Origin of the sequence: Chryseobacterium sp. AG363 (assembly GCF_003610675.1) — a bacterium.
GTDB classification, from domain to species: Bacteria; Bacteroidota; Bacteroidia; order Flavobacteriales; family Weeksellaceae; genus Chryseobacterium; species Chryseobacterium cucumeris.
Genome location: NZ_RAQF01000007.1, coordinates 101,970 through 124,316 on the forward strand (window position 1 = coordinate 101,970; position 22,347 = coordinate 124,316).

General features: G+C 34.0%; 19 protein-coding genes and 4 tRNA genes. 15 read left to right on the top strand and 8 right to left on the bottom strand.

The features are described 5' to 3' along the window. Positions 1-29 precede the first annotated feature (29 nt). The 7 genes from DEU39_RS21975 to DEU39_RS24570 form a co-directional block, all read right to left on the bottom strand. A complete protein-coding gene (locus DEU39_RS21975) occupies positions 30-923 on the bottom strand; it encodes a hypothetical protein (RefSeq protein ID WP_120233380.1) in 894 nt (297 codons plus the stop codon). A 1-nt stretch (position 924) separates the two neighbouring features. After that, positions 925-1,563 (bottom strand): hypothetical protein, encoded by a 639-nt coding sequence (locus DEU39_RS21980; protein WP_120233381.1) that lies wholly within the window; start codon positions 1,561-1,563, stop codon positions 925-927. Positions 1,564-1,615: 52 nt separating this feature from the next. After that, complete coding sequence (locus tag DEU39_RS21985; protein ID WP_062675569.1) at positions 1,616-1,888, bottom strand: hypothetical protein; 273 nt, start codon at positions 1,886-1,888, stop codon at positions 1,616-1,618. 384 nt (positions 1,889-2,272) lie between these two features. Then, positions 2,273-3,079, bottom strand: coding sequence for a thiopeptide-type bacteriocin biosynthesis protein (locus tag DEU39_RS21990; RefSeq protein ID WP_238590658.1), 807 nt, complete (start codon positions 3,077-3,079; stop codon positions 2,273-2,275). Between the two features lie 50 nt (positions 3,080-3,129). Next, positions 3,130-5,358: a lantibiotic dehydratase family protein gene (locus DEU39_RS21995; protein WP_120233382.1), complete on the bottom strand. Its 2,229-nt coding sequence runs from the start codon at positions 5,356-5,358 to the stop codon at positions 3,130-3,132. Then, positions 5,359-7,539 (bottom strand): prolyl oligopeptidase family serine peptidase, encoded by a 2,181-nt coding sequence (locus tag DEU39_RS22000; RefSeq protein ID WP_120233383.1) that lies wholly within the window; start codon positions 7,537-7,539, stop codon positions 5,359-5,361. A gap of 6 nt (positions 7,540-7,545) precedes the next feature. Continuing rightward, positions 7,546-7,722: a hypothetical protein gene (locus tag DEU39_RS24570; RefSeq protein ID WP_157885784.1), complete on the bottom strand. Its 177-nt coding sequence runs from the start codon at positions 7,720-7,722 to the stop codon at positions 7,546-7,548. Positions 7,723-7,919: 197 nt separating this feature from the next. Here DEU39_RS24570 and DEU39_RS22005 point away from each other — a divergent pair, with 197 nt between their 5' ends. The 5 genes from DEU39_RS22005 (at position 7,920) to DEU39_RS22025 (ending at position 14,450) form a co-directional block, all read left to right on the top strand. Continuing rightward, on the top strand, positions 7,920-9,635 hold the full coding sequence (locus tag DEU39_RS22005; RefSeq protein WP_062675565.1) for a helix-turn-helix transcriptional regulator: 1,716 nt from the start codon (positions 7,920-7,922) through the stop codon (positions 9,633-9,635). Positions 9,636-9,769: 134 nt separating this feature from the next. Further along, positions 9,770-11,521 (top strand): alkaline phosphatase D family protein, encoded by a 1,752-nt coding sequence (locus tag DEU39_RS22010; RefSeq protein WP_120233384.1) that lies wholly within the window; start codon positions 9,770-9,772, stop codon positions 11,519-11,521. Between the two features lie 218 nt (positions 11,522-11,739). Next, positions 11,740-12,378 (top strand): hypothetical protein, encoded by a 639-nt coding sequence (locus DEU39_RS22015; protein ID WP_147367635.1) that lies wholly within the window; start codon positions 11,740-11,742, stop codon positions 12,376-12,378. A gap of 161 nt (positions 12,379-12,539) precedes the next feature. Then, positions 12,540-13,589 (top strand): MBL fold metallo-hydrolase, encoded by a 1,050-nt coding sequence (locus DEU39_RS22020; protein ID WP_120233386.1) that lies wholly within the window; start codon positions 12,540-12,542, stop codon positions 13,587-13,589. Positions 13,590-13,601: 12 nt separating this feature from the next. Further along, positions 13,602-14,450 carry a GLPGLI family protein gene (locus DEU39_RS22025; protein ID WP_120233387.1) on the top strand — a complete coding sequence of 283 codons (849 nt, stop codon included), beginning with the start codon at positions 13,602-13,604 and terminating at the stop codon, positions 14,448-14,450. A gap of 52 nt (positions 14,451-14,502) precedes the next feature. Here the strand turns inward: DEU39_RS22025 and DEU39_RS22030 are convergent, their stop codons facing one another. Further along, complete coding sequence (locus DEU39_RS22030) at positions 14,503-15,342, bottom strand: DUF4822 domain-containing protein (protein ID WP_120233388.1); 840 nt, start codon at positions 15,340-15,342, stop codon at positions 14,503-14,505. Positions 15,343-15,610: 268 nt separating this feature from the next. Between DEU39_RS22030 and DEU39_RS22035 the strand changes: the two genes are divergently transcribed. The 10 genes from DEU39_RS22035 (at position 15,611) to DEU39_RS22075 (ending at position 22,296) form a co-directional block, all read left to right on the top strand. Further along, a complete protein-coding gene (locus DEU39_RS22035; protein WP_183037461.1) occupies positions 15,611-16,324 on the top strand; it encodes a DUF434 domain-containing protein in 714 nt (237 codons plus the stop codon). A 3-nt stretch (positions 16,325-16,327) separates the two neighbouring features. Continuing rightward, complete coding sequence (locus tag DEU39_RS22040) at positions 16,328-16,978, top strand: hypothetical protein (RefSeq protein ID WP_120233390.1); 651 nt, start codon at positions 16,328-16,330, stop codon at positions 16,976-16,978. A gap of 195 nt (positions 16,979-17,173) precedes the next feature. Continuing rightward, positions 17,174-18,538, top strand: coding sequence for an SDR family NAD(P)-dependent oxidoreductase (locus DEU39_RS22045; protein WP_120233391.1), 1,365 nt, complete (start codon positions 17,174-17,176; stop codon positions 18,536-18,538). A gap of 88 nt (positions 18,539-18,626) precedes the next feature. Continuing rightward, positions 18,627-18,698: transfer RNA gene (locus tag DEU39_RS22050), tRNA-Gly, on the top strand. Positions 18,699-18,700: 2 nt separating this feature from the next. Further along, positions 18,701-18,776 (top strand) — tRNA-Ala (locus DEU39_RS24575). A gap of 13 nt (positions 18,777-18,789) precedes the next feature. Next, positions 18,790-18,862 (top strand) — tRNA-OTHER (locus DEU39_RS24580). Between the two features lie 10 nt (positions 18,863-18,872). Beyond that, positions 18,873-18,944, top strand: a tRNA-Pro gene (locus tag DEU39_RS22055). Positions 18,945-18,967: 23 nt separating this feature from the next. Further along, entirely contained in the window at positions 18,968-19,477 is a 510-nt protein-coding gene (locus tag DEU39_RS22060; protein ID WP_120233392.1) for a hypothetical protein, read from the top strand. After that, entirely contained in the window at positions 19,464-21,395 is a 1,932-nt protein-coding gene (locus tag DEU39_RS22065) for a hypothetical protein (RefSeq protein ID WP_120233393.1), read from the top strand. Before DEU39_RS22060 ends, DEU39_RS22065 begins: the two co-directional genes overlap by 14 nt. Before the next feature lie 115 nt (positions 21,396-21,510). Beyond that, positions 21,511-22,296 (top strand): TatD family hydrolase, encoded by a 786-nt coding sequence (locus DEU39_RS22075; protein WP_062675555.1) that lies wholly within the window; start codon positions 21,511-21,513, stop codon positions 22,294-22,296. The last annotated feature ends 51 nt before the right edge of the window (positions 22,297-22,347 follow it).

Sequence of the window (22,347 nt, forward strand, 5' to 3'; positions counted from 1 at the left end):
ATAATTTTAATCTCAGTTTCAGATATCTCTTAAGCATATTCTTTAATAAATATTTTTCTTTTGAATAGCGATACAATTTTTTGAAAATATACTCCAACCTTTTTCCATTCTTCATCACTTATGAAAAAGCCATAACACATCATAAATAGGATTTCAAAATCATGGATCATCATAAAAATGTATATTCCCAGATGGATCATTATTCCAAGAGCAAACACAACGTATTTACCGGTTTTATGCCATGCAAGAAAAGGAAATGCTAACTCCCACATTAAAGTAATATAGGTAGAAAGTGTCACAAAAATCCCATTTTTTGCTAGTATATTATTCATTTCTGTTCCCTTAAATCTTTCTAATTGTAATGTATAATAAGTGGCAACACCGCTGAACCATACTTTAGCATTAAGTTTGAATATGGCAGAAACGAAATAAATCAAAGATAAATGAATTTTTATAGATAAAACGGATATTTGATTGACAAAATAGCTGATACTATCTTTTTTTTGTCCGTTACTGTTATTTAATGTGAAATACCTGTAGCAATCCGTAAAAATCATGTACAGTAAAAGAAATTTCAATAAATTATCACCACCATTTAATATAAAAGGATATGCTCTTTGAACAATTTCTACGGAAATATATAACAATAAGGGAGTGAAATACCTGAAAATTCCAAAGGCAAATAAAATACTTAGCAACATTATAGCACTAAGAATAATATTAATATTTTGAAAAATAGAGGATTGCTGAATTCCAAATAACTGAAATATTGGATTAACCGGTGCTCCTTTCAAAAATGTAGCATCAGTGATGAGATCCTTATTAAAAAATAATTGTAAATATTTTTTAAACACGTGTATTGATATCAATATCCTGAAAATCGAAAGATATATATAGTGATTTGAATGGAATAGTTTTTTCATTTTAAAAAGGATAAGGATTGAAAGCAATTACTTTAGATTCTACATTTGGCTTTTTACTTTCTCTATTAGCAAATTTTTTAATTTCCTCAGAATTTATGTTTATCGTTACATATTTTACTGTCTTTAACTTTTCGGCAGACATTTTATCTTTTCCAACAATCTTCGCATAGTCTTTTAAAAGGAGAAAACCTTGAACTTGTTCAGGAACTTCATTGAGTCTTTGTACTGCCAGAAGATTGGCATTGTGAAGATTTAGCTCGGGTTGTGTAGTATTTATTTCAGTTCTTTCTTTCACTATTGTATTAACGATACCTTCGATAGATCCATAAATTGTATAGTCTACCATCTCGGCTCTGCCATTAAATGGCCTTGTATTTCGTTTTGATTCTATAATTGAAGAATAGACTTCGAAAGCAGCAATTTCATTTTTATTCTCATCCAGATAGGTAAAATAAAGTTTGTAGTTAAATTGTGGTGGAGGGGCAAAAAAACTCCATTTTTGAGCAAAAAAAGTAGAAAATAGTTTCATTTCTTTTTGATACTCAATCTTTATAAAATTATTGGGTGAATTGTATAAAAATGTAAAAAGCCAATAAATTGATACACAGGTAACGATAAATATTTTAATTGCTTTTTTCATAACTGTCAGGAATAAAAATGGCTCATTGTATTAATGAGCCATTAAATCATTATTAGTCTAAGTTCTGGATGTTTGCTGAAACATCATCTGTTGCGTGAAGACCATCTACTAGAGCTGAAACAACCATTACAGCAAGAAGAACGGTGCCGGCAACAGCAGATACACTTGAACCTGGAGGAAGCGCCTGGCGTGAAGTGTTAGAAGACTGTACTTGATCTCCATAGGCGATACCTTGTGCTTTAACTACATTAGGTACTAAAAAATTTAATGCAAATACGAATGCCATTCCACCTGCGAAAACTGAGTTTCTGATTTTTTTGTTCATGATAATTTTGTTTTTTTTATGATAATTAATTTTGTCATATAATCCCTGACATGGGTTTTCTGCTGATCAGGCTTGTTTCATTTTTATATTGCGCAGATATAAAAAGGTTAAGATTATTTGTGTTTCTAACCAAGGCAAAGATGCGTGTGCTTTTTCGATGATACAAGAAAAGTATAGTGGGATTTATAAATTTTGGATGAAAATCCTTATGGATTTATAAATTTAAATGAGAATTGAATGTTGTGTAAATTATTGTTTGCTAGTCTGTTGTGTTTTCAATAGTATCCTGCATAAGAATTTATAGGATACTATTGGAAAGTGTTTTTTTTGGGCGAATAATATCAGGAAACTGAGGAAAAAGAATGGGGTATTTTGAAAAATTCTTTATAAGAATGATTCATAAGCAAGCGTTTTATAATATCTCACTAGATAATCATAAATAACCATTTCAAATAATCTTTGCTGAGAAACAAATATTCTGTTGATATTCATATGGAAAATACTCTGAAATAAGAATTGCAGAGGCATTTCTAAAGATTGATTTTTATGTTTATGAAGAATGTTTTGTAGCGCAGTGTTCTTTTCTTCAATATTATAAATAATAGAGTTTCTTTCTTCCAAAAATTCTTTAGAATTAATAAAGTCTACAAATTTAGGTTTAAACTCGCGGTATTTTTTGTCTAACTGGCTATTGAGTTTTTTATCGGCATTAAATTCCTGTTTAAAAGTATGATTAAAATATTTGATCCACTCCAGCTTTTCTTGGATGGAAAGATTAAGTTTATTCAACATCTCATCCATATAAAACAAGCTGACTATGATCTTTTCCTCATCATCATAATGTAAACACTCCAACGTGAACTCACTATTTTTGTGAAATAGGGTTTCTATTTCTTCCATGGTATTCTTTCCATACCTTTCAATTTCCCGTTTATAGGTGTCGACCATAATGGTAAAAATCTCTCCACTATCTATATATGGCTGAAAAATATTTTGAGCAGTGTTAAGAATTTCATGGTAGTATTGGGGATCATTTAATTTTAATCTTATCCTCAAATGAGATTTAGGATCATAATACCGTATAAAAAACCATTCGGAAATATAGCCGTTCTTCTGAAATAGCTCTATTAAAGGATGTATGGCTTCTTCCAGGATTATATCAGAAGTTTTTATACCTGTATATATTTTCAAGTATAACCAATTACTTCCGGGGATAAAAGTTCGTTGCATTATTAAATATCTTACTTATTTTTTTCTTTTACGGCTTTATACAGTGGAAAAATAAACTCCTGTCTGAAATGATCTTTTTCATTCGATAAAAATTCTTCTATAATGATTGATTTTTGGCTTTTAACAGTTTCAATAAAAAGCTTTGCCATATCATAATTTTCAAGAGCCAGGGTTAAAGTATTGTCAAATTTGGACCATTGAATCCAGTCCGGAATTTTTCTTTTGTTTCTCCAGTTTTTTAGTTCCTGTAAAAAATCTTTTTTGTTCAATTTTAATTGATCTAACAAAAAAATATCTTTTTCTGTAATCTTCCACCGCGCTTTTGAAAGAATGATATTACGATATTCTACCCTTGGCAAAAATGTATAAATATATTCTAAGTCGCCCCAGTTAAAATAAAGCCCGGGTTTGATATTCTGTGTATGTAAATCTGATAAGAAATGATAGACAGGTAATGTATTGGTATAGTAATTATGGGCGTTTGTGAGATAAGGAATAACCCTCCTATTTAGTTTTTTTGAACGTAAAATAATCTCATCATTTTTTAAAGAAATATATAAATCCTCTGTAGATATCTGATTTTCTTGAGGCAATAAAGATTGAGCTAAATAAGGAATTTCATACGTTCTCAAAGTAGGTCTTCTTATTATATTTCCTATCCTTGCTTCAGGTAAGTGAATGATTTCAGCTAAGATCACGTCAGAGTTGAGTTCTTTTTCCTTTTCAGCAATGTTTTTGATAAGATTCTGTACTTTTGATTTTTCAGAACAGAATCGCCCCAAAAGAGTACCGGCACTAGTTCCTGTGCTTGCATTTAAGAATATTTTTTCCTGATTATTTTCAGAAATTATTTCTGCCATGATAGAGGTGGTATCAGGCATATTATCCCAGTTTTCCTGGAAATCTTCAAAATCCGGATCAGTTAGTTCTATACTATATTGGTTATCTAGTAGAGCTTCCTGTAACTTTTCATTAAGTATTATCTGGATCGGAGTAAGCTCAATATTTTTATTTTGTTTTTCCTGTGAAATAGGGAGTATTAAATCTTCTATATAAGGATGAATGCCTTTTGAAGATGTATTTTGCTTATATCCTATACCTATTTCAGTATCTAAGACATATAGCAGAGGCATTTCCTGAGTATCAAACTTTTCGATAAAAGCTTTTTTAAATCTCGAAAATTGATTTTCCTTTTGTGTTAAAGTGATTTTATTTAGAAAACTTATTCCTGTTTTTAATTGTTTTTTCCAACTTGGGGATAAGTAAAAATGAGAGATATTATAGAGATCCGTCTGAAAAAGATATTTTTGTTCATACTCCATAGTGAACGATTGTATCAGGTCTCTGATTTCATCGTATAATATAGTAGGATTACCAATATTTAAATCCAGTTTCTCCAAGTTATTCTTTAAAGAAAGTAAAATATCAGTTTCATTTTTTATTTTTAATCTATTTAGAACAGTAATAATAGTATTTAAAAAATCAGTTCCTGATACATTAGGTTCAAGCTCACTTACCAGAACCTGATTAGCAATCAATTCTTCTACAAATTCTCTTGCTTCATCTTCTGTTATCTCTTCATTAAGCAGGATATGAGAAATTTCACTAATGGTTTTACCTTGTTTTGAAAAATTTATTATTTGCTGTAACTCTGCAGATATTGGAGCCGAGGAAATAATGTATTCTCTTTTTCCTCCTGTGTATTGATATTCTATATATCGAATTCTATTACCTATTTTATAGATGCTGTTATTAGGAAAAAATAAAAGCTTATTCTTTACTATGGGTAGTTGTGTAAAGTATTGTGCAAGAGAAACAAGAAAATGCATATCTAATCTGGTATCCCGTACTAATTGATCAGTAGGTAGTTGGTATCCTGTTGTGTTGTCGGAAAATTTTGATGCTTCTAAAGAAAATTCTCCTAATCCTATACCAGAAAATAAGCCGAATGGAGTACAACGGGTACTCATTCGGCTATAATATTTTAGAAGGGTATTTTTGAGTTTATGAAACTCTTTGGATGATAATGGTTTTTCTGAGCTGAGCCATTTGTCAAACTTTTCATATAGATGAGAGGAGGCAAGATAGATAGCCTCCCTAAAAACAGGATTGTTAAAAATCTCTTTTAAGTTTTTATCTGAAATTTCATCTTGACTAAGTTGTTCCTGAAAGCTCTTTAGTGAGAATAAAGGGGTTCGTACTATATACTCATTAAAAAAATGATAAGGGAAGCGTGACATCTAATTTTTTATTTGTTCTTTTGGTCGGTAGTCAGGATGGCCTAATTGCCAAAATGCAAAAGTAAATATATCATCAATATTAGTATATCTTTGATCTACTGCAACATTATTTCCATGACCTCCTTCAAAATCTATTTTTAATAACTGAGGATTGGAAGAAGCATCATTAAACATTAGCTTAGCAGCATATTTTACGGGTTCCCAGACTATAACCCGCTGGTCGTTTATTCCTCCGGTTATAAAAGTAGCAGGATACTTTTCTCCTTTTTTAATATGCTGATAAGCATCCATTTCCAGCAAACTTTTGAATTCTTTTGGATCGTTAACCGTTCCGAATTCTTTGGGCTGGCCATTAGGGGTTATTTCATCTCTTAACGGATTCATTACTCCTACTTCTGCAATAACTACTTTAAAGAGGTCAGGTCTCTCCGTCATGGCTCTCCCTACAGTAATTCCTCCGGCACTGGAACCCCAAATCGCTACTTTTTCTTGTGAGGTATATTTTTCTTTTATCAGATATTCTGTACAATCTATTAGATCCCTCCAGGTATTGGGTTTAGTTTCTTTATATCCTCCTAAGCGCCATTCTTCTCCTTTTTCTCCTCCTCCTCTTACATGAGCTATTGCAACTACACCACCTTGTTGAACCCATAATAAATAGGTGGGAGAAAAATAGGGATTATTAGAAATACCATAAGAACCATAGCTGCTAATAAGAGTCATATTCTTACCATCTTTTTTGATGTTTTTATTATATAGTAAGGATACCGGGATTTCTTGTCCATCTCTTGATTTCACGATGATTTCATTAACAATAATATCCTGAAACTCGGGATATTTAGTAATAGGGGTAAGATTTTCTGGCTTGAAAGAATTGGTCTTTAGGTCATATTTAAATCTTTGCTCATCATTGGCCCAGCCGGAGCAAGTTATCCAGATATCAGAATGATTTTCTCCTTTGCCTCTTAAATTAATATCTCCGGATGGATAGGGAAGCTCAATAGAATGATTTTGTCCGTTTTTATATAAGTATAGTTTAGCTTCTACTCCGTTTTTTGTAGTGGTATAATAAATACCATCTTTTGTGATGGTATAGCTTTTAATAATTTCGTCTTTTTTTTCAGGAATCAAAACTTCACCATTCTTAAAGTCAGGATTGATAATACTGGTTTTACATAGCTTATTGAGAGAAGTATTGTAACCTGATATAAAAAATATTTTATCTTTTTGAAAAGTTAAACTTTTAGCTTTATCGTCCGAATTGGAAAATAATCTCCAATTTTTTTTACCTGATAATAAATCCTGTTTACGAATGATAAATGTTTTTCTATAAGACTGGAAATCAACCAACATGCCAATATAGTATTGATCATCAGCACTAAAGTCTAAAATGATAGGAAATTGATCTTCGGTAATATGTAGATCAGGATTGTTTTTAGCAGAAAAAACGTCAACCGATTTATTAGGATCAGTTCCAATTTTATAGAATACAGTTCTTGTATTTTTATAAAAGTTTTGAGATGTTGGGTCAGTTGTAGAAAACTCGACATAGATAAACCCCGTATTATCATCTATCCATTTTATTCCATCGAAAGTAGCGGGTGCAGAGTTGGTAATAATCTCAGGATGTACATATTTCGTTTTTACATCCAGGATAATTATTTCTGATAATTCTTTTCCTTTTTCAGACATGGAAACAGCTATTTTACTGCCATCCGAAGATGGACTTATATAATTGATAACAAAAGAATGACTTCCGTTATTCTCTTGATACATAGCAGGATCATATAGCAATACTTCTTGGCCTAAAAAGCCTTCCTTATAATATAATCTTGCAATCTTTTCATCACCATTTTTCTTTAAATAAAAATATTTGTCATTATCGGTAATTTCAAAATCTGATATAGAGTACCCCTGCCTTCTGTCAAATTCTAACCTTTTTTCAACATAATAGTTTTTTTTAGGAATTTGATTTAATATAGAATTGGTATAATTGGTTTGAGACTGCATCCAATTTATAGTTCCTGCGTTTTGAAGATCCTCAAGGTTTCTATATTCATCTATTATTTTAGTTCCAAAATAATTTTCTGTAACAGGTTTTGAAGGTGCTAAATTGTTTTTTTGAGCCTTTACGGGAAGTACGTATAAAATAGCAATAATGACAAATATTAAGTTTTTCATATTTATTTAAGGCTTGATTGTATGTTTAATGGGAGTGTTTGGATCAACTTCGCCATTTTCATCTAAAGATACCTGATTACCATTCCCTCCATATCCTCCATGGATTCTCTTTAAATCATTAATCTTCATAATCTGTACTTTTTTTAAAGACAATTTCTTTTGCGCGTTGTTTTCTTTTTTCATGATTGTTATTGTTTATAAAAATTAATTTTACAAAGAAAGCAATATTTCTTTGACCCCACTGAAAATATATCTATAGATTTATAAATACATATTTGTAAAATGTCAATAAAATAATAATGATCAATTAGTTAAAATCAAAATACAGATTATGTATTTTCTTGAAAAAATGAATATTTTTGTACGGTATAGAAAAATTAATGAAAAAGATATTCCTGCTTTTATTAGCATTCTTTTGTAGTCTATTTTTTGCTCAAAACAAAATTGATAGTTTAAAATTATTGAATTATGAGGAGTTAAGAAATAAATTTAATGTTTATGATGAATCTAATAAAAAGTTAGAAGCACAAGTTATTTCTCAATATTACTTAGCAAAAGCAAAAAAAGAAAAAAATATCCTTGAAATTGCAGAAGGATATAATCTTATGCATTCAACTGAGGACTTCCCTGTGGCCTTAAAGTATATTGATAGTCTGGCTATGATTACAAAAAATGTGAAAGGAGATGTATATCCAGCCAGAACATTTATTATAAAAGGAAATTTATACTATAAATATGACAATTTAAAAGCTGCCCTTGATAACTATATTTTAGGTTTGGAATATTCTAAAAAGCAAAAGAATTTGAAGCAAATAGCTTATGCTAATATGAACATTGCCTATTTAAATAGCTATATGGGGAAAAATAAAGAGGCAGCAAAAACATTTAGATATTATTTATTGAATTCCCACGATATAACAGATGAATATCAGCATGATCAGATGCGGGTAAGTCTTGCGTACTGCTATATTAAAATAAATAAAATTGATTCTGCCAGTTTTTTCATTCAGGAAGGATTGAATTCTCCCTTTGTACAAAAGAATATATATAATAGGAATCAGTATTTATATTTATCTGGACAGCTGCATCTTAAAACCAAAAATTATCAAGCTGCAATTGCTGAGTTAACAAAGGCGTATACTTATTTTTCAAGTATTAATGATAACAATCAAAATTTTGTATTATATAGTCTGGGAAAATGTTATGAAGAATTGAATAACAAACAAGAGGCGATAAAATATTTTACTCAGATAGATTCCAATGTAAAAAAAACGGAGATTACTTTTCCAGAGTTAGGAGATGTATATACTTTTCTAATAGATTATTATAGGGAAAACGGCGATAAAGAAAAGCAACTCTATTATATTGACCGTTTTCTAAAAGTTGATAAAAAGCTTGATGAACAATTTCGATACTTATCAACGGAGTTGCACCAAAAATATGATACGCCCAATCTTTTACAAGAAAAAGAAGTTATAATAAATGAATTAAAAAATAAAAAAACATTTTTGTATGTTTCTGTTAGTATTTTAACTTTAATATTACTTTTACTTACCTATTTTTATTATAAAACTAAGAAAGCTGAGAAAGAACATCGAAAAATTGCTCAGGACTTAATTCATTTGATTGAAAAAAGAAATCTTGAAGCAGCTCAAAATAAAAACGATAAACCAGTAGAAATATACGAACCGGTAAAGGTTGAAAGTGAAACCAAAACAATTAAAACGGTTCCCGAAGATGTTGCTCAATCTATCTTAAGGGATCTGGACAATTTCGAAAACAAACTTCATTTTTTGAAAAACGGGATTACATTAACAAGTCTTGCAAAAAATATTAAAACCAATACTGCTTACTTATCGGAGATTATTAATAATCATAAAGGTAAAAATTTCACAACTTATCTTAATGATTTACGTATTGATTATGCTTTAGATCAGCTTGTAAAAGATAAGAAATTTCGTTCTTATAAATTACCTGCTATTGCAGAAGAAATAGGCTATAATAACGTTCAGGCATTTTCGATTGCTTTTAAGAAAAAGACAGGAACTACTCCGTCTATTTATATTAAAGAGATTGAAAAATCAATTTCGAATTAAAATAAAACAAATATGATTTTAGCATAAAACTTACTATGTATAACATTAAACATTTGTTTAAAAAACCATAAAATACATTTAAAATTTAGTTAACAATTTTCTTCTTCATATACCGTTGCTTTGCAAAAAAAGTAATGATGGAAAACAACCACCAATTCAACAGAAGAAGATTTCTTAAAAATTCACTATTGGCAGCCGGAGGAATTTTTCTTGCTCCTCTTATCGAAAGTTGCAGTGACGATTTTACTGAAAATGGAAATGCTCCCGATAATCTCCAAAACGGAGGTTTTGAATCCGGGGTCGCAAGTTTTGATCCGAGTGCAACAGGAATTATTATCTGGACCCGATATTCAAAGGGAACGGATGCAGAAATTACATGGGAAATTAGCAAAAACAATACTTTTTCGGAGGTGGTAAGAAGAGGGCAGGCCAATGCTATGGCAGTAAATGACTTTACTATAGCTGTAGATGTACAGAATATCTCTTCTAACACAAAATATTATTATAGATTCTATAACAGTAAGACCAAAGAAGTGAGTGTGACAGGAGAAACCCTTACTTTACCTTCAAAATCGGATGCTGTAAGTGAAGTGAAAATGGCAGTGGTGTCTTGTTCCAACTTTCCTGCAGGACTTTTTAATGTATACGGTGCAATTGCAAAATCTGAAGCTGATGTTGTAGTACACCTTGGAGACTATATTTATGAATATGCTCCGGGACAATACGGAACAAATCCTTACACCAATCAGTTAGGAAGAGCTCATCAGCCGGCGAAGGAAATTCTTAACCTCAGCGATTACAGAGAAAGATACAGGCAGTACAGAGGAGATAAAAATCTTCAGCTTCTTCATCAGAAAAAACCGTTCATCTGTGTTTGGGATGATCATGAATTTGCTAATGATACCTATAAATCCGGAGCAGAAAATCATCAGCCCAACGAAGGCGATTTCCAGGCAAGAAAAATGGCGGCTTTCCAGGCATATAGCGAATATATTCCTCTTAAAACGGGAAAAGATATGAGAATTTACAGAAGTTTCAATTTCGGGAATATCCTTTCACTATACATGATGGATACCAGGGTGATTGCAAGAGATAAGCAAATGGAATATTCCGATTATATTGATAGTACTGGGAATTTTAATCAAATACAGTTTAAAACAGATTTTTTAAGCACAAACAGAAAACTAATCGGAAATGAGCAGATGGCATGGCTGGGCTCTCAGATCAATAGCGATACTGCAAAATGGAAAGTGCTGGGCCAGCAGATTTTAATGACTAAAATGATGGTTCCAGCAGAGTTATTGATGCTGCTGAATCAGATTCTTGCAGAAATTAAACAACACGGAAGTGCACAGCCGGCTACCATGCAGGCCCTTCAGAATACCATCACTCAGCTGATTATTCTTAAAACAAGATACCAACAGCAGGATCCTACTTTGACACCTCAGGAAATTGCAAGAATCACAACTACTTTACCATACAATCTGGATGCATGGGATGGATATTTTATGGAGAGGGAACAACTTTATTCTGTTCTTGCAGGGAAAAATGTAGTGGTATTAGCGGGAGATACCCACAATGCATGGTTAGGAAAACTGAACGATGCACAAGGGAAGTTTATCGGAACAGAATTGGCTTGCAGCTCCGTTTCTTCTCCTGGCTTGGAAGGATATCTGGGAATAACTTCAGATCCTGCAAAAGCGATAGAACTGGCCCAGGCATTTTCATTACTGATTGATGATCTGGATTATGCCAATCTTTATAAAAGAGGATATCTGCATGTGAAATTTACCACTGGAAGTTCTACTGCAGAATGGAGGTTTGTAGACAATGTCATCTCTGATACTTATAATGTAAGTACAGAAAAGACCTATACGATATTATAGTTTCGATAATCATATCTTATTTTCAATTAAGTAAAAAGAGTCACGGTGTACTGCGGTGGCTCTTTTGTATTATAGTTTGGAAGCTGGAAGCAGGAGGAGGGAAGCTATTAAGATCATAACTGCTTACTGAAGGTTATTTACTTTTTTTGTATCTTGAACAGATGCAAGAGGATGTAAGAAAAGATTTTTTGCCATTAGTTTCTAAAACATGCTGGTTCATGACCTGGCTGACCAGGACTTTTGGGGGGCTTTTATTGTTGGCAGCGTTTCTGATCATAGTGGGATTGCCTGTTGTGATGAGTGATAAACCGGTTATATTTGTTATTGTAGCCATACTATACTATCCGGCACTTGCTTTCGGTTTATATCGTTTTTTTCTTTACCAAAGGAGAATCAGAAAAAGAATTGTCAGAAAGATAGAGGTTGATGATAAAGGAGTTCACTATGAGAGAGCCGATGGAACAATAGATAAAATTTTGTACAATAGCCTGAAAAAATATTCCTTTTCTGATGAATATGATGTGAGTATCAGTCCAAGGCATAAAACTTATATATTGAAAGTAAATAACAATGGCTCGGTAGCAGACGTTGATTTTAATGGAATGGATGCAGGCTACACTACTTATATTGGAAATTTGAGAGCTTTACGAAGAAGATACATCCAGGGAATTGTGTATTTTCGACCAGATTTGCGAATAAATCCTTTGGTTTATGAGGTCTATTATATTAATCCTGTTGATTTTACTTTCGATCGTAAAAAGTTTTGGACAGAATGTGGGAAGATTTTGGTAATAATGATACTATTCTGTGTAATATTAGGAACCATCATGCTCGGATTGGTTAAATGGCTTTTTTAAGAATCTTTCATTGATTAACGAAGAATTTAAATTTCATATCCTTTTCAATTTATTTTTATATCTCAAAATCTTATGCTTATATTTATTTTATATTAAGGTTTTCCGGTTAATAAAACAGGGTGTATTCTCTGGAAAGTATGACTGGATTTAAAATTAAATGAATGAAAAGTTTAAAAAAGCAGCTCGGACAGTTTCCGGATGAAAAAAGGAAAGAATATTTCAGTACACTACCGAATTATCTCAACGGGCGATTTCAGAATATATTAACAACCCCGGCGCTGTTAGAAGGAGAAAGCATGACTAAATTGCTCCTTCAAAGCTTGTGCAAAGTAGAAAATACATCACCAAAAATCGCTCTCCCGTTTATAGTGACTGACCTTAAGAATCTTCGTCCGGATGAAAATGTGTTGGTATGGTTTGGGCACAGCTCCTATTTTATACAGCTGGATGGAAAGAAATTTCTTATAGATCCTGTTTTCAGTGGAAATGCTTCTCCAATGCCCGGTTCTATAAAAGCTTTTCAGGGGGCAGATTATTACAAACCGGAACATATGCCGGAAATAGACTTTCTGCTTATTTCCCACGACCATTGGGATCATCTTGATTATAAAACCGTTCATGAATTAAAAGATAAAGTAGGTAAAGTTATTTGTGGTTTGGGAACCGGACAGCATTTCGAATATTGGGGCTGGAGCTTTGATAGAATTGTCGAAAAAAACTGGTGGGAAAGTATAGACATTGCAGAAGGCTTCAGAATTACACTCACTCCGGCAAGACATTTTTCCGGCAGATTGCTGAACCGTAATATCTCACTCTGGACTTCCTTTGTTTTAAAAACACCTACGAAAAATCTGTTTTTAGGCGGTGATAGCGGTTATGGAAATCATTTTACAGAAATAGGGGAAAAATATGGACCATTTGATTTAGCCGTAATGGAAAATGGGCAGTATAATGAAAAATGGCCCTATATTCATACGCTGCCAGATCAGTTGATCACAGAAATAAAAGAACTGAAAGCCAAAAACTTTATCCCGGTACACAATTCTAAATTCAAGCTTGCCCAGCACATCTGGTATGAACCTTTGGAGCTCGCTTCGAAACATGCAGAAGAAAATAATATACCTATAACCCTTCCGATGATTGGAGAAAAAGTAGATCTGGATCAGTTGGGATCTGCAGTCTGGAAAAAATGGTGGGAAGACTATATATAATTAAAACCCTTTATGTACTACTATAAAAAACTAATAACATTATTAATTTTGCTTTACAGTATTTTATCATACGCTCAATCCTATGAAAAAGATACTTTGCAGGGAGATTTTACATACCGCTTAAAAGGCAGGTTAAATAGACAAACAGATTACATTCATGAGGAGCTGTTCTCATTACAGGTAAGTAATAACCGGGCATTTTTTACAAGTGTTCAATCTCTTAAAAGAGATTCGGTGATAGAAAACTCTCTGCAGACAACAAAGAATCCGGATGGAAGCATTAGTCTTAGCCTTGCAGGAGTATCAGTACCCAAAACAAGATTTCTCTCCACCATATTACAGACCAATGAAAATATACAATATTTCCAGTTAGCCGGAATGTCATTGCTTACGTATAAGCAACCCGTTATGAACGGCTGGAAACTTATTAATGAATCAAAAATAATTAATACACTACACTGCAAAAAAGCCGAACTCAGCTATAGAGGAAGAATCTGGGTGGCATGGTATTCCACTGAAATTCCATTTCCCTATGGTCCCTATAAATTTGGTGGATTGCCGGGACTGATCATCAAAATAGCCGATGAAACAGGAGATTTTGATTTTGAACTTGTAAAATCCGTACCCACTGCTGAACTAAAAGGTAAGCCTGTTAAGATTAATAAAAGAAGATATACAGAAGCCATAGAAACTACACAGCCAAAACTGGAACAGGCATTAAAGACTGCCAGAGAAAATGCCGCTGCTGTACTGGCAAGCTATGGAACGACAATTTTAAAAGGGCAGGAAATTGTACGACAAAAGCAAAGAGAGCAACAACAAAACCTGGCATATGATAATCCGATAGAACTGGAAAAATAAAAACCGGTCCATTATTGGCGCGGTTTCTTCCTTCTTATCAAAAAAATAATCACTACAAAGGTTCTTTATGATTGACCTTGGAATGAATAATATCGTAAAATACAGATGGATTTGCAGCATCAGGTGTAATTCTGTAAGTAAATGTTGTTTCGTTCAGTACCAGAATATCTACAACACGGGTAAAAGTAGGAGTGGTAAGTGTTCTTTTCTTTCCATCCGGAGAGATAGACCATGTTCCTTCGGATCTTAATACATCATTTAACCCAAAAATTTTAAAAGTTCCGTTGGCCTTGAAGTAAGAATATCCCACAAATCCGGCTACACTGGCATCATTTAATGCAATATTATTTCCGCTTTTATCCTTAGCTCCAGTAGTTTCCCATGGAGTAGAAGCCAGGGTAAGCTGCCCGTTCGTTGGCTCCGCATGAGAGGTTCTTGTATGGATGATATCATAGTAAACTGACTGATCGCTGGAGTTAGGACGAATTCTGTAGGTGAACTCATTTCTGTTCAAAACAAGAATTTCAACATCACGGGTGAAAATAGTAGTCCCATCCGGGTTTAATGCTGCAATAGTTCTTGTTTTACCCTGAGCATCTACAGACCATGTTCCCATAGATCTTAATATGTCAGTCAGATTATAAATTGCAAACTTTCCATCTGCTTTGAAGTAAGCAAAACCTACATATCCGGCTACGCTGGCATCGGTAAGGGCTACATTATTTCCATTTTTATCTTTGGCTGCTGTAGTTTCCCATGGAGTGGAAGACAATACCTGTGAGGGAGTCTGTTGTTCAATACTTATTTCATTGTCATCACTTGAGCATGAAACAAAAGATGCTGATAACAGTATAGCAGCAGACAGATAACATAATTTTTTCAGTGTATTCATAAGGGTATTTTTAAGTCTTTGCAAACTTATCCCTAATCAATGTTAATATGTTGTATAAAATATCTCTTTTGTTGTAAAAAACATAACAGATCCCAGTTCAGAATGAGAAAAATGGTATTATGTCCAAAATTTGCATCAAAAGTACCCAATTCCCATCCTTTGGAGGGGTGGCGAAAATTCAAAGAATTTTTGACGGGGTGGTTTTTAGCATTATTTATTAAAATCAATTTCTTACCATAAAAATTCACCAAAAACTCTATTTTTGAATATGAATAACAGAAACCGCGGAAAAAATACTGGTGATGATACCTTATTTGGCTCAGAAAAACAGATCTCCAAACTGAGACTGGCTGTTGAAGACATGCAGTATCTGTTGAGCAGAGAGTATCCGGAAAAAGCGGCTTCTGATCTTGTGGGTAACAGGTATCGACTGAAAACCCGTCAGATACAAGCATTGAGGGGAGCGTCAGCATCCATTCAACAGCTTGATAACAGACAGTTGAAGCATGTTGGTACTTCAGATTTGAAAGATAAAACGGTATATCTTGATGGGTTCAATGTTCTTATTTTACTGGAAAGTCTGCTTTCCGAAGCTTATGTTTTTGAAGGATTGGATGGCTGTATCCGTGATCTTTCAGGTGTGCATGGAACTTATAAAAGAGTGAATCAAACCTTAAGAGCAGTAGAATTGGTAGCTTCTTTTTACCGGAAAAGTCAGATTGATCAATTGGTATGGATCTTTGATAAGCCGGTTTCCAACAGTGGAAGAATCAAACAGATTATTCTGGAATTTGCCGAAGAGGATCAGCTCAATTGGGATGCAGATCTGCAATACAATCCCGATAAATTCCTGGCAGAAAGTTCAGCCATCGTTATTTCCTCAGATGCCTGGATTCTGGACCACTGTAAAGAATGGTTTAATCTGATCGGATATTTGATTACAGAAGAAAGTATTCCTGTTAATCTGATCAAAATGAAGTAAAATATGAATCCGTTCGAACCTTATATTGCCCTGTTATCCGAAACATGGAAAAGCCAATACAAAGCCATTTTAGCACAAGAACATCTGAAATATCTGGAAAAAAATATCCAGAAGTTTAAGGACAATACTTTAGAATTGCACCTTCCTTATTTTAATGAAGAAATAATTATTGACAGGAAAGAAAGCTTTGAAAAATTGATGAAGATTCTTGATAATAATGATTCAGATGATGTAAAAGCTCAACTTCTGGAAGAAATTCCTTTTGAACATTGGCTGAATGTTTTAGGACAAAGGCTTACCTCTGCCAGCATCCGTGATGAAAATGCTATTCCTCCTTTGAAAGGAACGTTGATCAATGCCTGCAAAGAACCATTCAACAATGAAATTACCATTGCACAAAGAGCCTGGGAAAAGCATATTGGAAGAATGGATGATGATTTCTGGGGAGAGATAAAAGGAAATAACCAACAGAAGCAGGAAAAAGTAATGGCAAAAATCAATGACATCCTTGATCATAAAACCTGGTGGAATGTTTTCTTCCATTACAAGCATGAGCTGGTTTTTGAAGTCCGGGAAAAAGAAGGCCATGGAATTCGTTGGAGTCACGGAGGAACAAAGCTGATCGGTTTTCTCGAAAAATTTATCAACGAATAAATAAATACAAACATCTGTGTCATTTGTGAAATCTGTGGGAAAATAGATAAGCTTACAAATAAGACAGATTAATCAGATTTTTTTAACCTTAAAACTATTTTCTCTTTTCGTTTTTCGTCTTTTTTATCTTAATTTTTAACTGCGTAAAAACATTGCGTACCATGCTTCTAGTTTTGCAGACATAAAACAGAAGCTATGAATCAATCAGAACAAAAATTTTCAGCCGAAGAATGGGAAATATGTCTCAAGGTGCTTAATTCCTTGAAAGAAACCCCTTTCCTGAACCCTGATAATAAAACATTTTCAGGACTGATTACCAAAATTCATAAAAATGCCAAAAGACAAAGCCGTCATGAAAACTATTCTGAGATGAGGTCTCATGATCTGGCGATAAATTCCAATGCGGTACTGATGCAGAAAGCATTGGCTGGTATTTCTGCTTTTTATGATGATGAAAAGGAAGAAGTGAAACTTACAAAGCTTCAGATTCCCAAAAACTGCTACTGCTGTAACCAAAGTTATCAGTATGCCCATTCTTTCTATTCCAGATTGTGTCCTGTATGCGCCGGAGAAAACTATGAAAAGCGTTTTGAAACAGCTGATCTTACGGGAAGAAATTTAATCCTGACAGGAGGAAGAGTGAAGGTGGGGTTTGCTACTGCATTGAAGGTGTTGAGAAGCGGGGCCAATTTGGTTTTGACAACCCGTTTTCCGGCATTGGCAATGGAGCTTATGCAGCAGGAGGCAGATTATGAAAACTGGAAAGACAGACTTTGGATCTATGGCCTGGATCTTAGAAATCTGAAGGCAATCCAGGATTTTATTGATTTTTATAAGTTGAATTTTGATACGCTGGATATTCTGATCAATAATGCAGCCCAGACCATTAAATATCCCGACGAATACTATCTGCCAATTATAAAACGCGAAAAAGAAAAACTGATAGCATTTAAAGATATTCATACCCTGATTCCAAACCACACGGAAATTTCAAATGAAACAGCAAAACTGGAATATGCTCAAAATGAAGAAACGCAGGTTGCACTTACCCGTTTTGGACAGCCGGTAGATAACAGAGAAAAAACAAGTTGGAATTCTACGCTGGAAGAAGTTTCTATGTTTGAATTGGTAGAGGTGAACCTCATCAATCATATTGCCCCTTATTTTCTGATCAAAGAGTTGAAACCATTGATGAAAAACTCTGCTTTTAAAGAAAAATTTATCATCAATGTCACTTCATCAGAAGGAATTTTCAGCTACGAAAATAAGACGATTTTTCATCCGCACACCAATATGACAAAAGCAGCTCTGAATATGATGACCCTCACTTCTGCAAAAGAATTTGAAAATGATCAGATTTATATGAGTGCCGTAGATGTGGGGTGGATTTCTACAGGAGCCAAAGAAAGTCTTAGAAAGAAACAGTTTGAGATGGGATATATTCCCCCGCTGGATTCTGTGGATGGGGCGGCCAGAATTCTGCACCCTGTGATAGAAGGAATACAAGGAAATTACTTCAGTGGAGTTTTATTGAAAAACTATAAAGTTCATACCTGGTAAAATCCATACGGAGATAATAGTAATAATGGAAAAATACATTTTGCTAAAATGAGTTGCAGGTTCGATTCCTGCTTATCTCCCAACTATTGAAACGGTAGCTCAACGGAAGAGCTTTGACCATCCACGTCAACGGCTGCGGGTTCGATTCCCGTCCGTTTCACAGGAGTACATAGTTCAAAAGGAGAAGAATACGTCCTCAGCAGGGACGAGCTGCAGGTTCAAATCCTGCGGTACTTCCAATGCAAACAATGGAGATAATAGTTTAACGGAAAAATGATTCCCTGCCCGGAATTGATGCACGTTCGAATCGTGCTTATCTCCCCAATCAGAAAGTCAGAGCAGTAGCTTAATCTGGAAAAGCATATCCATGGAGGATAGGTTGCCGGTTCGATCCCGGTCTCTTTGGCTTTCATTTTAAAATATAATACCATGCTTAAAAAACTATTGATTTATCTGAACATTATTGATGAAATTCAGGTTCCGGTACCTATACAGAGGAGGGATAGAACTCCAATGGAAAAAGCGTTGGAGCGTTCGAGAACTGAAATGCTGAAAGAAAGAAGCAGGATTGTGCAGGAACAAAAAAGAGAAGCCTCAGAAAGTTTAGTGAAAGGAAAGGAAGTGACAGAATCTATTCTCCCCGTAAGAGAAAGGAAAACCAACAGAAACTATTTGAACAGAATTAATAATCTGGCAGAATATACAAAGGATTATAAAGAATATTGTCTTGAGAAAACAAGCAACCAGCATATGTTGAAAACAGAACAATATCATATTTATGCTAAAAGCGGAACTACAGAAGCATTTCAGATTTCTGAAGATGCCTTTATCACCCATAATGAACATAAGATGCTCCGGATAGAAAGCGATTACTTTGTAAAGTATATCCAGCAGGAATATAACCCGATAACTCAAATCATAGAAAATGCATACGACTGATACCATAAGAAAATATAAAATATTCTCCGAAGAAGACTGGGCGGATATTGTTTTTGATAAATATGCTTTGATAGAAGTTTATGCTAAAAACATCACCTTTCATTGTACAGAAATAGAAGGAAGCTTGTATTTGCGTGGTGAAGGCTGCCGCTTTCCGGAGTTGAAATATATCGCTGGAAATCTTTCTATTGATGCAAAATATTGTGAACTTCCGGTACTTGAAACAGTAGAACGTCATTTTACCATGCATTGCCATACCATGATGAATGAGCTTAGAAAAGTCAGAGGCAATTTTAAGTGTATTGTGGATGCCGCTTTTAAAAACCTGGAAACGATCGGAGGATGTATTGCTGTAAAGAATACCACAGTACATACCAGAAATGGAAAGTTGCTGAAAACAAGAGATGTTATTCCTGTTCAGTACCAGTTTCAGGCAGATGAGCTTTTGAAAGATGGTATTTTTGATATCAATATTCTTGGAGATAATATTATAATTCCTCACCGGGAAATACGTGGTAAAATTACCATTGTAGGGAAAAATGTTTCATTCCCGAATCTGGAATTTGTTCATGGTACGCTTAGAATAAGAAGTGAATATCATATCGGGCATAAATTTACCCATCATTTTCCCATGCTGAAGAAGTTGATTGGTAACCTGAAATTTGAAAATACCGGTGTTTCATTTCCGGTACTTCAGGAAACCAGCGGAAGTATTCATATGGAAAATGGTTCTTATGTCACTTTTCCGGCACTTGAAAAATCCGGTAATATAATGCTCAATGGAGGAAGTAGAGGGGCATTTCCGGTTTTGACTGATATTATTGGAAATTTCATGTATAATGGTTCTGAAAAGTGTGAGCTGAATGCTCTTCGATATGTGAAAGGCTTTTTCAATACCTATAATACGTTCGCTCCTAACATTGCTGAAGTGGGAGATCTGATTATCCATGAAACCTATCGTTTTGAACACCTTCAAAAAGTGAACGGGAAAATTCAGTTTTTGTATAATGTGAACCCTGCAACAGATTTTAAATCGTTGAAGTATCTTGGGGAATGGGGAGATTCCAGAATGAAAGACCTGAAGTTTCCTGCGCTGGAATGTATCAACAATTATTTGTACGGTACCTATGATGGCTTTGAACATATCGCAAAGAATATTTATTTTAAAATAAATAATAATCTGCATCTTACGAAAGATTATTTCATTATTTCACGGACATCTTTCCCTTATATTTTCCAGGAAAAGCGCTATCCTATGAGAAAACTGGTTGCGATCTTAAAATTAAGACACAGCAGCTTTCAGAATTTTAAAACCCGTGAGTATGAAAGACAATGGGAGGCTTTTAGTACTCCATTTTTTACAAAGGTTTTAGGAAAAATTGAAAGTCTCTGGACAGAAGTGGAGCCAATGAAATATGAGGAATTCTTTAAAGCAGAAGATAGGAACTTTAAACTGTTTTGTTTCAGTTATTATGGCGTAGGAAATCTGATGAAAAAACTTGAATCCAGAAAGATCAATGAAAAAGAAATTGAAATTGCCTACGAGGAGTATGATGAAAACGGAAACGAAAAACTAACCCAAAAAGTTAACCGTTATGAAGTACATGAAATTGAAAACCGTAAATTGGGAGTGTTCATCTGGGGGAGCAGAGCAGAATATTCTTATGCAGTGAAATGTTGGTGCCCATCTACGGAAAAAGAACACTGGCTGTGGATAGAATCCGATTATAAATCCGATGCTTTAGCGGCCATTGCATCTACCTTCAGAATACACAGTAATCTGATTCCTTATATAAAATGCTTGAAGAGACAGGGAGATCTGCTCATCTGCGAATTGAAAGAAAAAGTAACTCCTACCGGAGAAATACGACCTCTTACAGCTTCAGAATACTTTAATCTTCTGAGAGCAGAAACCTAAACAAGAAACAGTAGTTTAACTGGAAAAATATTCCATTCAAAGGAAGGTCATCGGTTCGAACCCGGTCTGTTTCTATTTTTTTAACTAAAAGTAACCAATAATAAAAAGTAAAAGAATGAATACTTATATTGATATTGGCATTAATCTGACCAATAAACAATTCTATAATGAACACGAAGAAATTATTAACCGTGCTTTGGACGAGGGGGTTGAACATATGATTCTCACCGGAACCAGCATACGTGGAAGCAAAGAATCTGCGGAAATTGCACAAGAATATCCCGAAATTTTATTTTCAACAGCCGGAATTCATCCCCACGATGCCAAATCTTTTAATGGACAAAGTATTGATGAGCTCAGAAAACTATTAAAGCAGGATCATGTGATTTCAGTAGGAGAGTGCGGATTGGATTTTGACCGTGATTTCTCTCCCAGACCTTTGCAGGAAAAATGTTATCAGGCACAGCTTGAACTCGCCATTGAAGTAAACAAACCCCTTTTTCTTCATGAAAGATCCGCATTTAAAAGATTTAATGAAATCACAGATGACTGTCTTTCAAAGTTACCTGAAGCCGTTGTACACTGCTTTACCGGAACATTGAATGAAGCAAAAACTTATCTGGATAAAGGATTTTATTTAGGATTTACAGGAGCCATCAGTGATGAGAAAAGATTTAAACACCTTGAAGACGTTATAAAATATGTCCCTCTTGACAGGATGATGATTGAAACAGACGCCCCATTTATGCTTCCGAAGAATATGCCGAGAATGCAGAACAGAAGAAATGAACCTTCATTTTTACCTTATGTAGCACAAACCATTGCCCATCTGAAGAAGATCAGCATTTCTGAAGTGGCAGATGATACTACAGAAACAGCCAGAAATTTTTTCAGACTATAAAAAAGAGCTCTACTGATGAAGTAAAGCTCTTTTTTTATAATGAATTTATTT

What these genes read in the sequence shown, in the direction of transcription:
- DEU39_RS21985 (WP_062675569.1), bottom strand. Translation starts at nt 1,888, where the DNA reads ATGAACAAAAAAATCAGAAACTCAGTTTTCGCAGGTGGAATGGCATTC.
- DEU39_RS22020 (WP_120233386.1), top strand. Translation starts at nt 12,540, where the DNA reads ATGAAAAGTTTAAAAAAGCAGCTCGGACAGTTTCCGGATGAAAAAAGG.
- DEU39_RS22025 (WP_120233387.1), top strand. Translation starts at nt 13,602, where the DNA reads ATGTACTACTATAAAAAACTAATAACATTATTAATTTTGCTTTACAGT.
- DEU39_RS21980 (WP_120233381.1), bottom strand. Translation starts at nt 1,563, where the DNA reads ATGAAAAAAGCAATTAAAATATTTATCGTTACCTGTGTATCAATTTAT.
- DEU39_RS21975 (WP_120233380.1), bottom strand. Translation starts at nt 923, where the DNA reads ATGAAAAAACTATTCCATTCAAATCACTATATATATCTTTCGATTTTC.
- DEU39_RS22065 (WP_120233393.1), top strand. Translation starts at nt 19,464, where the DNA reads ATGCATACGACTGATACCATAAGAAAATATAAAATATTCTCCGAAGAA.
- DEU39_RS22030 (WP_120233388.1), bottom strand. Translation starts at nt 15,342, where the DNA reads ATGAATACACTGAAAAAATTATGTTATCTGTCTGCTGCTATACTGTTA.
- DEU39_RS22060 (WP_120233392.1), top strand. Translation starts at nt 18,968, where the DNA reads ATGCTTAAAAAACTATTGATTTATCTGAACATTATTGATGAAATTCAG.
- DEU39_RS22010 (WP_120233384.1), top strand. Translation starts at nt 9,770, where the DNA reads ATGATGGAAAACAACCACCAATTCAACAGAAGAAGATTTCTTAAAAAT.
- DEU39_RS22015 (WP_147367635.1), top strand. Translation starts at nt 11,740, where the DNA reads ATGACCTGGCTGACCAGGACTTTTGGGGGGCTTTTATTGTTGGCAGCG.
- DEU39_RS22000 (WP_120233383.1), bottom strand. Translation starts at nt 7,539, where the DNA reads ATGAAAAACTTAATATTTGTCATTATTGCTATTTTATACGTACTTCCC.
- DEU39_RS24570 (WP_157885784.1), bottom strand. Translation starts at nt 7,722, where the DNA reads ATGAAAAAAGAAAACAACGCGCAAAAGAAATTGTCTTTAAAAAAAGTA.
- DEU39_RS22005 (WP_062675565.1), top strand. Translation starts at nt 7,920, where the DNA reads ATGAAAAAGATATTCCTGCTTTTATTAGCATTCTTTTGTAGTCTATTT.
- DEU39_RS22035 (WP_183037461.1), top strand. Translation starts at nt 15,611, where the DNA reads ATGAATAACAGAAACCGCGGAAAAAATACTGGTGATGATACCTTATTT.
- DEU39_RS22040 (WP_120233390.1), top strand. Translation starts at nt 16,328, where the DNA reads ATGAATCCGTTCGAACCTTATATTGCCCTGTTATCCGAAACATGGAAA.
- DEU39_RS22075 (WP_062675555.1), top strand. Translation starts at nt 21,511, where the DNA reads ATGAATACTTATATTGATATTGGCATTAATCTGACCAATAAACAATTC.
- DEU39_RS22045 (WP_120233391.1), top strand. Translation starts at nt 17,174, where the DNA reads ATGAATCAATCAGAACAAAAATTTTCAGCCGAAGAATGGGAAATATGT.
- DEU39_RS21995 (WP_120233382.1), bottom strand. Translation starts at nt 5,358, where the DNA reads ATGTCACGCTTCCCTTATCATTTTTTTAATGAGTATATAGTACGAACC.